This window comes from Klebsiella sp. 141153, from assembly GCF_032601995.1.
GTDB classification, from domain to species: Bacteria; Pseudomonadota; Gammaproteobacteria; order Enterobacterales; family Enterobacteriaceae; genus Klebsiella; species Klebsiella aerogenes.
The window spans coordinates 300,894-314,678 of record NZ_JAQIRJ010000006.1 but is presented as its reverse complement, the minus strand read 5'-3'; the positions used below and the strand labels follow the sequence as shown (position 1 = coordinate 314,678).

Here is a 13,785-nt window from a genome sequence, read left to right as displayed (position 1 = left end):
TGGCCGTTCGCAGTGGCGCGAAGTCAGCAAAACGTAAAATGGAGAATTATCGATGACGAGATCGGTTCTACGTCGCCCGGAAACCCTGACCCACCTTATTCAACTGGCGCTGGGAGGCGCAATGTTAAGCCTGGCGACATTCGCCGCGCAGGCAGATGACAACACCTCCCCGGTGCCGCAATCGCCTGATGAACTTTTAGGCCCGCTATTTAACGACGTGCAAAGCGCGAAACTCTTCCCTGACCAAAAAACCTTCGCTGATGCGGTCCCGAATAGCGATCCGCTAATGATCCTTGCCGACTATCGGATGCAAAAAGGTCAGGCCAGCTTCGATCTGCGCCATTTCGTCGAGATCAACTTCACCCTGCCGCGGGATAACGATCAATACGTGCCGCCGAAAGGGCAAACCCTGCGTCAACACATTGATGGGCTATGGCCGGTGCTAACCCGCAGCACCGTCGAGGTCGAGAAGTGGGATTCGCTGCTGCCGCTACCGAAACCTTATGTGGTGCCCGGTGGACGCTTCCGCGAAGTCTATTATTGGGATAGCTATTTCACCATGCTGGGCCTCGCCGAAAGCGGGCACTGGGATAAAGTGGAAGACATGGTGGCCAATTTTGCCGCCGAGATTGACCGCTGGGGGCATATTCCAAACGGCAACCGCAGTTACTATCTGAGCCGTTCGCAACCGCCGTTCTTTTCCTTTATGGTTGAGCTGTTGGCCAGCCACGATGGCGATCGGGCGCTAAAGACCTGGCTGCCGCAGATGGAAAAAGAGTATCGCTACTGGATGGAAGGCGCCGATGCGCTGACGCCCGGCAACGCGAATAAACGCGTGGTACGTCTGGAAGATGGCGCGCTGCTTAACCGCTACTGGGATGATAACGATACGCCTCGCCCGGAGTCCTGGCTTGACGACGTGACTACCGCCAAAAACAATCCTAACCGCCCGGCCACCGAAATCTATCGTGACCTACGTTCCGCCGCGGCCTCCGGATGGGACTTCAGTTCTCGCTGGATGGATAATCCGCAGCAGTTGGGGACTATCCGCACCACCAGCATCATTCCGGTCGACCTCAATGCGCTGATGTTCCACATGGAGAAAACCATTGCCCGCGCCAGTAAAGCCGCAGGCGACAGCGCTAAAGCCGGACAGTACAACGCGCTGGCAAATGCCCGCCAGAAGGCGCTGGAAAAATATCTGTGGAACGATAAAGAGGGCTGGTATGCCGATTACGATCTGAAGAGCCATAAAGTCCGCAATCAGCTGACCGCCGCGGCGCTATTCCCGCTGTACGTCAAAGCGGCCTCCAGCGAACGTGCCGCGAAGGTAGCCGCCGCCGCCGAAAGCCGCCTGCTGAAGCCCGGCGGGCTTACCACCACCACGGTCAATAGCGGCCAACAGTGGGATGCGCCAAACGGCTGGGCGCCGCTGCAGTGGGTGGCGGTGGAAGGTCTGCAGAACTATGGTCAGAAAAAGGTGGCCATGGACGTCACCTGGCGCTTCCTCAGCAACGTTCAGCACACCTATGACAGCAAGCAGAAGCTGGTTGAGAAATATGACGTGAGTTCGACGGGTACCGGCGGCGGCGGCGGAGAGTATCCTCTGCAGGACGGCTTTGGCTGGACCAACGGCGTGACGTTAAAGATGCTCGACCTGGTTTGCCCGCAAGATAAACCGTGCGATGCGCTGCCGGCAACCCGCCCGGCGCAGGCAGAAATCACCGCTGGCAAGCAGCCCGCTGCGAACGATGCCGTGGCGGCTGCGGAGAAAAAAGCCCAGTAATCCCCTGCGCGCGGCGATATCTTCGCCGCGCTTTTTCCATCGACGTAACCCCACCATCCGCCGACAGCCAGCAAAATGTCTACTTGCTCTGAGGAGGACTATTTTGCTTGATCATGCAAAAGCAAACGATAATAATTCGCATTATTTTTAACGAAAAAGCATTTCGTTTATTTCCGCGGCGGCGCACAGGAGTGCCAGACCGCGCTATTCAGGATTATGGCATGATCTCCTCTGTTAATTTTAAGCGATCCGCGCTGGTGTGCGCCCTCGCGGCCGCCTTCCCTCTCGCCGCTCAGGCGCAAGATACCCTGATCGTGACCGCGCAACCTGACGACTCCGCCAGCGCGCAAACTCAAGGCTATAGCGCCAAAACGTCAACCGGCGCCACGAAAACCGACCAGCCGTTGATTACTACCGCCCAGTCGGTATCGGTGATCACCCGCCAGCAGATTGCCGATCAGGGCGCCAATACCGTAAGCCAGGCCCTACAATATACGCCGGGGGTTTATTCCAGTTTTGGCGGCGGCGCGACGCGCTTTGATACCATCTCGCTGCGCGGCTACCACGGCGGCGACGTTGATAACCTGTTCCTTGACGGCATGCGCCTGATGAGCGACGGCGGCAGCCATAACGTACTGCAGATCGACCCATGGTTTATTGAACGCGTCGACGTCATCCGCGGCCCCTCTTCCGCCCTTTATGGCCAAAGCGTGCCGGGCGGGGTGGTCAATTTGACCTCCAAACGGCCGCAGTTCAGCCAGCAGGGGCACTTTCGCCTGACCGGCGGCACGCAAAATACTAAGGGCGCGGCCTTCGACTATACCGATGCCATTAATGACCAATGGGCCTGGCGGCTCATCGGCATGACCCGCAGCAGCGATACGCAGTATGATCATACCCGCGAAGAGCGCTATGCGATTTCGCCTTCCTTGCTGTGGCAGCCGGATAGCGATACTTCGCTGCTGTTGCGCGCCTACCTGCAAAAAGATCCCTCCGGCGGCTACCACGGCTCTCTGCCCCTGGATGGTACCCGTTATGCGCACAACGGCCGTAAGCTCTCACCCAGCACCAATGAAGGCGATCCGGGCGATGGCTACCAGCGCCGCGAGCAAATCTACAGCTATGAATTCAACCACCAGTTCAGCGATGTCTGGTCGGCTTACTCCGCGGGCAGCTATACCCATACGAATGTCTCGCTGGATCAGGTTTATCAGGTTGGCTGGGTGGGTGACAGCGACATGCTTTCCCGCGGCTACAGCGGTTCCCGCGGGTCGCTGGACGGCTGGTCAACCGATAACCGCCTGCGCGCCGATTTCGCGACCGGTGAAGTGGCGCATACGTTAATCCTCGGCGCTGAGTATCATCGCTTCCGCAACGATTTATGGACCGGAGCCGGCGGCGCGGCGCCGCTTAACCCCTTTACCGGCTATACGCCGCAAACCGGGCATACTATCACCTACAGCGATAAAAATAATCGCCGTTATTACCAGACCGGGCTTTATCTGCAGGATGAAATGGTGTGGAATCGTTGGCACTTTGACGTTTCCGGACGCTACGACCGCATCGTTTCACAACAGGTTAGCGACACTTCAGGCACGTCAAACCGCCGCTCCGACGATCACATCAGCGGCCGCGCCTCGCTACTGTACGCGCTCGATAATGGCCTTTCGCCCTACTTAAGCTACAGCCAGGCGATTACCCCGGCGATGCTGCCGGGCGCCGATGGTACGTTATTAAAACCCACCACCGCCGAACAGGTGGAAGCCGGCTTGAAATTCCAGCCGCCGGGCAGCAGCGATTTGTATAGCATCGCGATTTACGATTTGATGCAAAAAGATGTCGCCACCCGCGATCCGAACATCGCCACCGCCACCTATATTCCCGCCGGGAAAGTGCATTCACAGGGCGTAGAGCTGGAAGCGCATAACCAGATTACGCCGCAATTGAGCACGATTGCCTCTTATACCTGGAATCGCCTGCGCTTTCAGGACACGAAAGACGGCACCGATAATAATACCCCTCAGCTGACGCCGGATCAGATGGCCTCATTCTGGGCGCGCTATCAATTGCCGGCGGGCATCACCCTTGGCGCGGGTGTGCGCTATATCGGTAAGCAGTGGGCCGATGACGCCAATACCGAGCGTTTACCGTCAGTCACCCTGATAGATGCGATGGCGCGCGCCGACCTCGGGGCATGGTCAACGGCGATGAAAGGCGCCTATATTCAGGTTAATGCGAATAATATCGGCGATCGCGAGTATATTTCCGGCTGCTACGGTACCGGCAACTGTTACTGGGGGGCTGAGCGTAGCGTCACGGCAACCGTGGGCTACGATTTTTAATTTACCTCGTAAACATAAGCCTCCTGAAATAAGTCGGAGACTTAATTTCATAAACCACATAAATATCTGATGAGTGCTTTTTAATGAAAGCCGCCAGACAAACTAAATTTATTGTTTAACCAGAACCACCCTATTAAACTAGCTACTATTCTGGTAAAAATTCACGCGCAAGGTTGCGGTTATCACAAGGAGTGTGAAGTGAACAATTTAATCAATTTCATCTCTGATTTATCCCCATTATCCTTTATGGGTTACCATATATTATCAACCACGGTGATATATATTCTAGTGATGATTATTATCTCAAAGACTCGTCCTTCTGAGAAAAACACGCCGATACCACCACCTTACTCCATATCTCCGTCGTTTCTTGCCTGGCTACGGGGCAGAGCCACCGTCGTTATTCAATTAGCCATGTTCAGGCTATTAAGAAAAAACTACGTAACCATTATTCATTGCGCTGAGAATATCGAACTTTGCGCCAACCAGCAGTATGCAGAGTGCAAGATGACTCGTGTAGAAAAAATACTCTTTGACCATTTTTCTACACCAAAACCCAGCGCCCAGAATTTACCCCTTTCTCTTTACGTCGCCGATAAAAACCATTGGTCAGACGATCCCCAGTGTAGGGGCCTGATGCTCAGTCCGGCGCAACATACGTGGAATATGATCCTGATCGTCGTTCCTTCATTAATTTTAATCGGTACATATCTGTGGAAAACGTTTTTCGATAGTAGCACGCTTATCCACTCCGGCGTATTAAGCTGGCTCATGATGCTTATCGTTACCGGGCTTTGGTTGTTACTTTGGCTCATCATTACCTTAAATGCCACCCGGATGGACCGTGAGGGGATCTCAATTAACATTGTTCATAATTATGTAAATAGATTAAAGGATACTCTCATGGCTGAGGCCGAGACAACAACGGATGAAACAGCTGATTATTACGTCGCCATCGGTAAAACTTCCCTGCTACCCGAGAAATATCGTGAATTTATAACGATCATCAAGCCAATAAATTATGCATTTTCTGTTGAACGGCTTGAGTAGTCTGAGGGCGACATCATGTGGACTCTTATTATGCATATGCATCCTTTACTGTTTCTCGGCTGTATTATCGTTGTCGTCCCGGCTATTTATCTTTCTATCGGAATCATTATCGCCCTGACGCGGCCTGCGGCTAAAGCCCAGCAGTTAACGACCGGGATCGACCCATGGCTTCTTGCCTGGATTGACGGCGGCGGCACGCGGGTCATTCAGTTAGCAATGTTCAGTTTGTTACATAAAGGATATCTGTGGATCCCCGAGCCCGGGCAGATGTTGGCTAACGGACGTTATGCAAGCAATGAAATGAACGTCATTGAAAGAATTTTATTTGACCATTTTGAGGTACGAAAACCATGTCATGAAGATCTGCCTACTAGCCTGCATATCACCAACCTTAACATCTGGCAGAATCAGCAAAAAAGCCCAGAGTTGGCCTTAAGTATGCTACGCCGCCGATGCAATTTTCTGTTGTTCAGTATCCCCTCACTCATCTTAGCCGTAATATTAGCTTGTCGAATATTTAGCTACGTCGATGTCGCTGAAAACACTTTTTGTTGGATATTGATGGTTACAGGGAGCCTGTTGTGGTTCACAGCATGGGGTTGCAACGTCTGGGATCATAATCGTCTGGAATTGAATGGGGTCTCACATAATAATTCTCAGGCGCTTATCGGATTATTACGCGAAAAATTAGCCCAGACTGGCGATGAAATGGATGAGGCCACGGCTATGCTGGTGGTGGCGGTTAGTGGAATCGAGTCCCTTCCTGAAAGTTACCGGGATTACAAAGAGTTGATTGGTCCCGTCAGCTACATCAGTCCAATTAGCCACGAAAGTTAGGATTTTCTGAAAGGCACCCCGCAAGGCGAATCCTGCCTGACGGGGTGAGAGATGACGCTACATCGCGTCCAGCGCTTTCTGCAGTTTCCAGATATAGCGCGGGGCCTGCGGGGCAGGATGCTTTTTCGCCACGTGTTCAAAGAACTCATCGGCATCAAGATCGTTAATCTCGTCGATGGCGTCCTGGCGATTCGACGAGAAGGTGCGCAGCAGCGCGCCTGCGCCGTTGGCATAAGAGACCACCACCGCATAGCGCATCACCTGCGGGTCCTTAATCCCCGCCAGCGGGCCGTTTTCCAGAATGCTCAGATAAGCGGCGCCCATCGAAATATTGCGTTCCGGGTTTTTCAGCTCGCTGACCGAAGGCTGGCCACGCCAGCCCATCCGTTGATAGACATCGCGCCCGGAGGTCGACGGCTTCAACTGCATCAGTCCTACCGCACCGGATTTACTGACCACCGAGGGATTACCGCCGGATTCAATCGCGATGATCGCGGTTATCAGCTGCGGGTCAACCCCCCACGCGGCACCGGCTTTTTCACTGATCGGCATCCACTGCATCGACCGCTTCACCGGGACTTCCGGGTTCCACGGCGGATTGGTGTAATCGTGCTTCGAGCTACAACCGGCCAACAATACAAATAAAAAAACAAACCATCTCAATTTCACACATCTATCCTTATTGGCTGAAGTTTGCCGCACGGAGATGACAATAAACGTTCCAGGCGGCATGATAACCCTTTCATTCTTTGCAAGGAATTGCCATGTCTCAGTTTTATCTGGTCGCCCCTTCCGGTTACTGTATCAATCAACAGGCTGCGGCCCTTGGCGTGGCCCGTCTTCAGGAGGCCGGTCATCAGGTACTGAACCAACAGGCGATCCCCCGTCGACAGCAGCGTTTCGCCGGCAGCGACAGCGAACGTCTGGCCGATATTAACCAACTTGCATCCCTTGAGGGAAAAAACCACATCGTGCTGGCGGTGCGCGGCGGCTATGGCGCCACCCGGTTACTACCGCATATCGACTGGCAGGCGTTATCGAAACGCCAACAGCGGGAACCGCTGCTTATCTGCGGCCACAGCGATTTCACCGCCATCCAGATGGGACTGCTGGCTAAAGCCAACGCTATCAGCTTCAGCGGGCCGATGTTAGCGGGCAATTTCGGCGCCGAAACCCTGAATGCGTTTACGGAACATCACTTCTGGCAGGCGCTACGCGAACCCGAATTTACCCTCGAATGGCAAAGCGACGGCCCAACCTGCCGCGTCGAAGGTACCCTGTGGGGCGGCAATCTGGCGATGGTCACGTCGCTCATCGGCACGCCGTGGCTCCCGCAGATTGACGACGGTATTCTGGTGCTTGAGGATATCAACGAGCATCCGTTCCGCGTTGAACGAATGCTGCTGCAGTTACTCAACAGCGGGATCCTTGCCCGCCAGCGGGCTATCGTGCTCGGCAGTTTTACCGGCGCGCAACCCAACGACTACGACGACGGTTATGATCTTCCCACCGTCTACGCCTGGCTACGTCAGCAACTCGCCATCCCGCTGCTGACCGGCCTCGAGTTCGGTCATGAACAGCGCACCGTTACCCTGCCTCTCGGCGCGCGGGCGCGGCTGATCAACAACGCCTCAGCCGCAACCTTAACGATAAGCGGCCATCCGGTGCTGGCGGAATAAAAATTCCTCTGCGCGAGTATCCTGCAAACGCGCGGATTGTTAAAATGGTGTAATTTTCACCCCTTCACGCTGACAAGGAGTACGTGAACATTGGACGCCGCTGCGGTCATTAGTCTGTTTATCCTGGGTTCTGTTTTAGTAACCTGCAGTATTTTATTGAGTTCTTTCTCCTCACGCCTCGGCATCCCGATTCTGGTTATCTTCCTCGCCATCGGTATGCTGGCAGGCGTAGACGGTATCGGCGGCATTCCTTTCGATAACTATCCTTTCGCCTATATGGTGAGTAACCTCGCGCTGGCGGTGATCCTGCTGGACGGCGGAATGCGCACCCAAGCCAGTTCGTTTCGCGTGGCGCTCTGGCCAGCGCTGTCGCTGGCGACGGTCGGCGTGCTGATAACCTCCGCCCTCACCGGGATGATGGCGGCATGGCTGTTCAAGCTCGATTTAATCGAAGGGCTACTAATTGGCGCCATCGTCGGCTCCACCGATGCGGCGGCGGTGTTCTCGCTGCTCGGCGGTAAAGGGCTTAACGAGCGCGTCGGCTCGACCCTCGAAATTGAATCCGGCAGCAACGACCCGATGGCGGTGTTCCTCACCATTACCCTGATTGAAATGATCCAGCAGCATGAAGCCGGACTGAGCTGGATGTTTGTGGTGCATATCATTCAACAGTTTGGCCTGGGCATCGCTATTGGACTCGGCGGCGGTTATCTGCTTCTGCAGATGATTAACCGCATCGTCCTGCCTACCGGGCTCTATCCGCTGCTGGCGCTAAGCGGCGGGATCATGATTTTCGCCGTCACCACCTCACTGAACGGGAGCGGTATCCTCGCGGTCTATCTCTGCGGTTTCCTGCTCGGTAATAAACCCATTCGCAACCGCCACGGCATCCTGCAAAACTTTGACGGCCTGGCGTGGCTGGCGCAAATCGCCATGTTCCTCGTCCTCGGCCTGCTGGTCACACCGTCTGACCTGTGGCCGATCGCGATTCCGGCGCTACTGCTGTCAATGTGGATGATCTTCATCGCGCGTCCGCTGTCGGTATTCGCTGGCCTGCTGCCGTTCCGCGGTTTTAATCTGCGCGAGCGGGTGTTTATCAGCTGGGTCGGTTTGCGCGGCGCGGTGCCGATTATCCTCGCCGTTTTCCCGATGATGGCCGGGCTTGAGAACGCGCGGCTGTTCTTTAACGTCGCCTTTTTCGTGGTGCTGATTTCACTGCTGCTTCAGGGCACCTCACTTTCCTGGGCGGCGAAAAAAGCGAAGGTCGTGGTACCGCCGGTCGGCTGGCCTATCTCACGCGTCGGGCTGGATATCCATCCGGAAAATCCGTGGGAACAGTTTGTCTACCAACTGGGTGATGATAAATGGTGCGTTGGCGCAGCGTTGCGCGACCTCCACATGCCGCCGGAAACGCGTATCGCCGCACTCTTCCGCGACAACGTACTGCTGCATCCTACCGGCAGCACGCGGCTGATGGATGGTGATATTCTTTGCGTTATCGGCCGCGAGCGCGACCTGCCGGCGCTGGGTAAAATGTTCAGCCAGTCGCCGCCGGTCTCGCTCGATCAGCGGTTCTTTGGCGACTTTATCCTCGATGCGGAAGCTAAATTCGCCGATGTGGCGCAGATTTATGGCCTCGACGGCGGTGAAGAATTTCGCGAACATCAGCAGTCGCTGGGCGATGTGATTCAGCAACTGTTGGGCGCGGCGCCGGTCGTCGGCGATCAGGTGGAGTTTGCCGGTATGGTGTGGACGGTCGCCGAAAAAGAGGACGACCACGTACTGAAGGTGGGTGTGCGGGTTGCGGAAGATGAGGCGGAGTGATCCGCCTCACACAAAGTTACACTGTCACCACCGGTACGCGCGGCGCCAGAGCGCACATTAATTCATAACCGACGGTGCCGCTGGCCGCAGCGACATCGTCAATCTTAATCTCCTGCCCCCACAACTCAACCGGCGCGCCAATACCCGCATGCGGACAAGGTGTCAGATCTACCGCCAACATATCCATCGAAATACGCCCGACGGTGGTGGTGCGTACGCCGTCGACCAGCACCGGCGTGCCGCTCGGGGCGACGCGTGGATAGCCGTCGGCATAACCGCAGGCGACAATGCCGATGCGCTGCTCGCCGGATGCCTGATACAGCCCACCATAGCCCACCCGTTCGCCGCTTTTCAGCGTCTGTACGGCAATCACTTCACTGCTGAGGGTCATCGCCGGTTTCAAGCCGCTATTGGCAATATCCCGCCACTGACCCGACGGCGATGCGCCGTACAGCACAATTCCCGGGCGCACCCAATCAAAGTGCGCTTCCGGATGCCACAATGTGGCCGCTGAGTTCGACAACGAACGCGGGCAGTCCAGCCCCTCCGCCGCCTGCTCGATACGGCGCAAGGGCTCCACGATGCCATCCGGGTTTTCCGCATCAGCGAAATGCGACATCAGCGTCATTTCACCGACGTTGGCGAGCGATCGCAGCTGTTGCCAGACGGTATGCACTCGTTCTGGCATAAAGCCCAGCCGGTTCATACCGCTATTTACTTTGAGATAGATATCCAGCGGCGCATGCAGTTTAGCCTGCTGCAGCGCTTTAATTTGCCAGTTGCTGTGTACGCTGGTGGTCAGGCGATACTTATCCAGCAGCGCCAGTTCATCGGCGTGAAAGAATCCTTCCAGCAGCAGAATCGGCCCTTTCCAGCCCTTTTCCCGCAGTAGGATCGCCTCTTCGAGATTCAGCAATGCGTAGCCATCTGCGGCGTTCAGCGCCTGCCACATCCGCGCCAGGCCATGGCCATAGGCATTAGCCTTCACCACCGCCCAAACGCGCGCCCCAGGGGCGGCGCGGCGAACAATCTGTAAATTCTGACGTAAAGCCGACAGGTCAATGCTGGCTTTTACCGGACGAGACATGGAGGCTCCTTAGTTATGCACGCCGTGCAGATGCTGAGCGCGAGCCGGCGTAAAGCCCGGGCTGTAACGCGCCACGGCCAGATCATCATAAGGGATCGCCGGCGTACGCCCGGAGATCAGATCGCTCAGAAGCTGCCCGGACCCGCAGGCCATGGTCCAGCCCAGCGTACCGTGCCCGGTGTTCAGCCACAGATTTTTGTACGGCGTGCGGCCAACCACCGGCGTACCGTCCGGCGTCATCGGTCGCAGGCCTGTCCAGAAGGTCGCCTGCTCAACGTAGCCGCCGCGCGGGAACAGATCGCGAACCACCATCTCCAGCGTCTCACGGCGCGGCTTCAGCAGCTCTTTATTAAAGCCGACAATTTCCGCCATCCCGCCAACGCGAATACGCTGATCGAAACGGGTAATCGCGATTTTGTAAGTCTCATCAAGGATAGTCGATACCGGCGCGCCGCTCTCTTCGGCAATCGGAATAGTTAACGAGTAGCCTTTCAGAGGATAGACCGGGATGTCCACCAGCCCTTTAAGCATCGCGGTGGAGTAAGAACCAAACGCCATCACGTAGGCGTCGCCCTTAATAATTTCGTCGCCGCATTTCACACCGGCGATTTGATCGCCTTCGTAAAGCAGCGCATCGACGGAGGTATTAAAGCGGAAAGTCACCCCTGCCGCCTCGGCCATCGCCGCCAGACGGGTAGTGAAGAGCTGGCAATCGCCGGTTTCATCATTTGGCAGGCGCAGGCCGCCGGTCAGTTTATGGCTGACTTCCGCCAGCGCCGGTTCGACTTCGAGCAGGCGGTTAGCTTCCAGCAGTTGATACGGTACGCCAGCCTCTTCCAGCACGGCGATATCACGAGTGGCGTTCTCATACTGTTTTTCGGTGCGGAAGAGCTGCAGGGTGCCGCCCTGGCGGCCTTCATACTGGATACCGGTGGTTTCACGCAGCGCTTTCAGGCAATCACGGCTATATTCCGCCAGGCGCACCATACGCCCTTTGTTTTCCATATAGTGGCGGGTATCGCAGTTACGTAGCATCTGCCACATCCACTTGAGCTGGAACTGCGTGCCGTCAAGGCCAATCGCCAATGGCGCATGGCGCTGGAACATCCATTTAATCGCCTTCAGCGGCACGCCCGGCGCCGCCCACGGCGCCGCGTAGCCGGGAGAGATCTGCCCGGCGTTGGCGGCGCTGGTTTCTTCAGCGGGCCCTGGCTGACGGTCGATAACCGTCACCTCATGTCCCGCCTGGCTTAAATACCAGGCGCTCGCTACCCCAACCACCCCACTTCCCAGTATGACGACTCGCATAGCCACTCCGTAATAGTTAAAGAACAATCATCTAATTACAAATTGATAACCCAGATGAAAATATTATTCAACATACGCTTTATTTATGGTGACTTATCTCACACCAAACCGCACCAGCACTGACACCAGAGATTTACGATCTCGTGCTGCGCTTTATTTTTCCTCAGCATAAAATGCTAAGTAAATGTTAAATTAAGGCCTTTGGGATTGTGATATCGCGAAGAAAAGAAATTACCCGCAGACGCAGTTTGTTATGGCGTGTTCTATGCTTGATAAGAGGTTCTCCACAAAGAGAGAACCACCAACAACGAGGGCGCGCTAATGGCTACGATTGATTCCATGAACAGGGACACCACCCGGTTAAGCGATGGACCCGACTGGACTTTTGAACTGCTGGAAACCTATCTCGCCGAGGTCGACCGGGTGGCGAAGCTATATCGTCTCGATACCTATCCGCATCAAATCGAGGTGATCACCTCCGAACAGATGATGGACGCCTACTCCAGCGTCGGGATGCCGATCAACTATCCGCACTGGTCGTTCGGCAAAAAATTTATCGAAACCGAACAGGCGTATAAACACGGCCAGCAAGGCCTGGCCTATGAGATAGTCATTAACTCCAACCCGTGTATCGCTTATTTAATGGAGGAGAACACGATTACCATGCAGGCGCTGGTAATGGCGCACGCCTGCTATGGGCATAACTCCTTCTTTAAAAATAACTATCTGTTCCGCAGTTGGACCGATGCCAGCTCAATCATCGACTATCTGATCTTTGCGCGTAAATACATTACCGAATGTGAAGAGCGTTACGGCGTCGATGAAGTTGAAAAATTGCTCGACTCCTGCCATGCGCTGATGAACTACGGCGTCGACCGCTACAAACGCCCGCAGAAAATATCGCTGCAGGAGGAGAAGGCGCGGCAGAAAAGCCGTGAAGAGTATCTGCAAAGCCAGGTGAACATGCTATGGCGTACTCTGCCAAAACGGGAAGAGGAAAAAGCCATCGAGGCAAGCCGCCGCTATCCTTCCGAACCGCAGGAGAATCTGCTGTACTTTATGGAGAAGAACGCGCCGCTGCTTGAATCCTGGCAGCGCGAGATCCTGCGTATCGTTCGTAAGGTCAGCCAGTATTTTTATCCGCAGAAACAGACTCAGGTTATGAACGAGGGCTGGGCGACATTCTGGCACTACACCATCCTCAATCATCTGTATGACGAAGGAAAAGTGACCGAGCGCTTTATGCTGGAGTTTCTGCACAGCCACACCAACGTGGTGTTCCAGCCGCCCTACAACAGCCCGTGGTACAGCGGAATCAACCCCTACGCGCTGGGTTTCGCTATGTTCCAGGATATTAAACGTATCTGCCAGTCGCCAACGGAAGAAGACCGCTACTGGTTCCCGGATATCGCCGGCTCCGATTGGCTGGAGACGCTGCATTTCGCCATGCGCGATTTTAAAGATGAGAGCTTTATCAGCCAGTTCCTGTCGCCGAAGGTGATGCGTGACTTCCGCTTATTCACGGTACTCGATGACGACCATAATAATTACCTGGAGATTTCCGCCATTCATAATGAGGAAGGCTATCGGGAAATTCGTTCTAAGCTGTCGGCGCAGTATAACCTCAGCAATCTTGAGCCGAATATTCAGGTCTGGAACGTTGACCTGCGCGGCGACCGTTCGCTGACGCTGCGCTATGTGCCGCACAACCGCGTGCCGCTGGATAAGAGCCGTCGCGAAGTGCTTAAACACGTTCACCGCCTGTGGGGCTTTGATGTGATCCTTGAGCAGCAGAATGCCGACGGCAGCGTTGAGCTGTTGGATCGCACCCCGCCGCGGCAGAACGCGTTGTAAATCGGATCAAGTGCCAAA

Annotated in this window: 10 protein-coding genes; 7 read left to right on the top strand and 3 right to left on the bottom strand. The window is 55.3% G+C overall.

All coding sequences use genetic code 11. The annotated features are described in order from the left end of the window. The first annotated feature begins 52 nt into the window (after positions 1–52). From PGS10_RS14735 to PGS10_RS14720, 4 genes are all read left to right on the top strand, one after another. Positions 53–1,786, top strand: coding sequence for an alpha,alpha-trehalase (locus tag PGS10_RS14735; RefSeq protein ID WP_316423165.1), 1,734 nt, complete (start codon positions 53–55; stop codon positions 1,784–1,786). Positions 1,787–2,007: 221 nt separating this feature from the next. Continuing rightward, positions 2,008–4,128, top strand: a complete 2,121-nt coding sequence (locus PGS10_RS14730) for a TonB-dependent siderophore receptor (protein WP_063448042.1) — start codon at positions 2,008–2,010, stop codon at positions 4,126–4,128. A 198-nt stretch (positions 4,129–4,326) separates the two neighbouring features. Beyond that, entirely contained in the window at positions 4,327–5,178 is an 852-nt protein-coding gene (locus PGS10_RS14725; RefSeq protein ID WP_289578503.1) for a TIGR04222 domain-containing membrane protein, read from the top strand. 15 nt (positions 5,179–5,193) lie between these two features. Then, the gene (locus tag PGS10_RS14720; RefSeq protein WP_316423164.1) at positions 5,194–6,015 is read left to right on the top strand and encodes a TIGR04222 domain-containing membrane protein; all 822 of its coding nucleotides are present in this window, start codon (positions 5,194–5,196) and stop codon (positions 6,013–6,015) included. 57 nt (positions 6,016–6,072) lie between these two features. Here PGS10_RS14720 and emtA read toward each other — a convergent pair whose 3' ends face one another. Beyond that, positions 6,073–6,684, bottom strand: coding sequence for a membrane-bound lytic murein transglycosylase EmtA (emtA, locus tag PGS10_RS14715; RefSeq protein ID WP_015366071.1), 612 nt, complete (start codon positions 6,682–6,684; stop codon positions 6,073–6,075). A gap of 95 nt (positions 6,685–6,779) precedes the next feature. Between emtA and ldcA the strand changes: the two genes are divergently transcribed. Both ldcA and PGS10_RS14705 read left to right on the top strand, forming a co-directional pair. After that, a complete protein-coding gene (ldcA, locus tag PGS10_RS14710) occupies positions 6,780–7,694 on the top strand; it encodes a muramoyltetrapeptide carboxypeptidase (RefSeq protein WP_316423163.1) in 915 nt (304 codons plus the stop codon). A 90-nt stretch (positions 7,695–7,784) separates the two neighbouring features. Then, positions 7,785–9,518, top strand: a complete 1,734-nt coding sequence (locus PGS10_RS14705; protein ID WP_015366069.1) for a potassium/proton antiporter — start codon at positions 7,785–7,787, stop codon at positions 9,516–9,518. A 16-nt stretch (positions 9,519–9,534) separates the two neighbouring features. Here the strand turns inward: PGS10_RS14705 and dadX are convergent, their stop codons facing one another. Continuing rightward, positions 9,535–10,605: a catabolic alanine racemase DadX gene (gene dadX, locus PGS10_RS14700; protein WP_047045256.1), complete on the bottom strand. Its 1,071-nt coding sequence runs from the start codon at positions 10,603–10,605 to the stop codon at positions 9,535–9,537. Positions 10,606–10,614: 9 nt separating this feature from the next. Beyond that, a complete protein-coding gene (locus tag PGS10_RS14695) occupies positions 10,615–11,913 on the bottom strand; it encodes a D-amino acid dehydrogenase (protein WP_047050672.1) in 1,299 nt (432 codons plus the stop codon). Positions 11,914–12,234: 321 nt separating this feature from the next. Between PGS10_RS14695 and PGS10_RS14690 the strand changes: the two genes are divergently transcribed. Further along, positions 12,235–13,767: a SpoVR family protein gene (locus PGS10_RS14690; RefSeq protein WP_015705842.1), complete on the top strand. Its 1,533-nt coding sequence runs from the start codon at positions 12,235–12,237 to the stop codon at positions 13,765–13,767. The last annotated feature ends 18 nt before the right edge of the window (positions 13,768–13,785 follow it).

Excerpts from the sequence above, each read along its gene's own strand:
- PGS10_RS14690 (WP_015705842.1), top strand. The coding sequence starts at position 12,235 with ATGGCTACGATTGATTCCATGAACAGGGACACCACCCGGTTAAGCGAT.
- dadX (WP_047045256.1), bottom strand. The coding sequence starts at position 10,605 with ATGTCTCGTCCGGTAAAAGCCAGCATTGACCTGTCGGCTTTACGTCAG.
- ldcA (WP_316423163.1), top strand. The coding sequence starts at position 6,780 with ATGTCTCAGTTTTATCTGGTCGCCCCTTCCGGTTACTGTATCAATCAA.
- PGS10_RS14720 (WP_316423164.1), top strand. The coding sequence starts at position 5,194 with ATGTGGACTCTTATTATGCATATGCATCCTTTACTGTTTCTCGGCTGT.
- PGS10_RS14730 (WP_063448042.1), top strand. The coding sequence starts at position 2,008 with ATGATCTCCTCTGTTAATTTTAAGCGATCCGCGCTGGTGTGCGCCCTC.
- PGS10_RS14695 (WP_047050672.1), bottom strand. The coding sequence starts at position 11,913 with ATGCGAGTCGTCATACTGGGAAGTGGGGTGGTTGGGGTAGCGAGCGCC.
- PGS10_RS14735 (WP_316423165.1), top strand. The coding sequence starts at position 53 with ATGACGAGATCGGTTCTACGTCGCCCGGAAACCCTGACCCACCTTATT.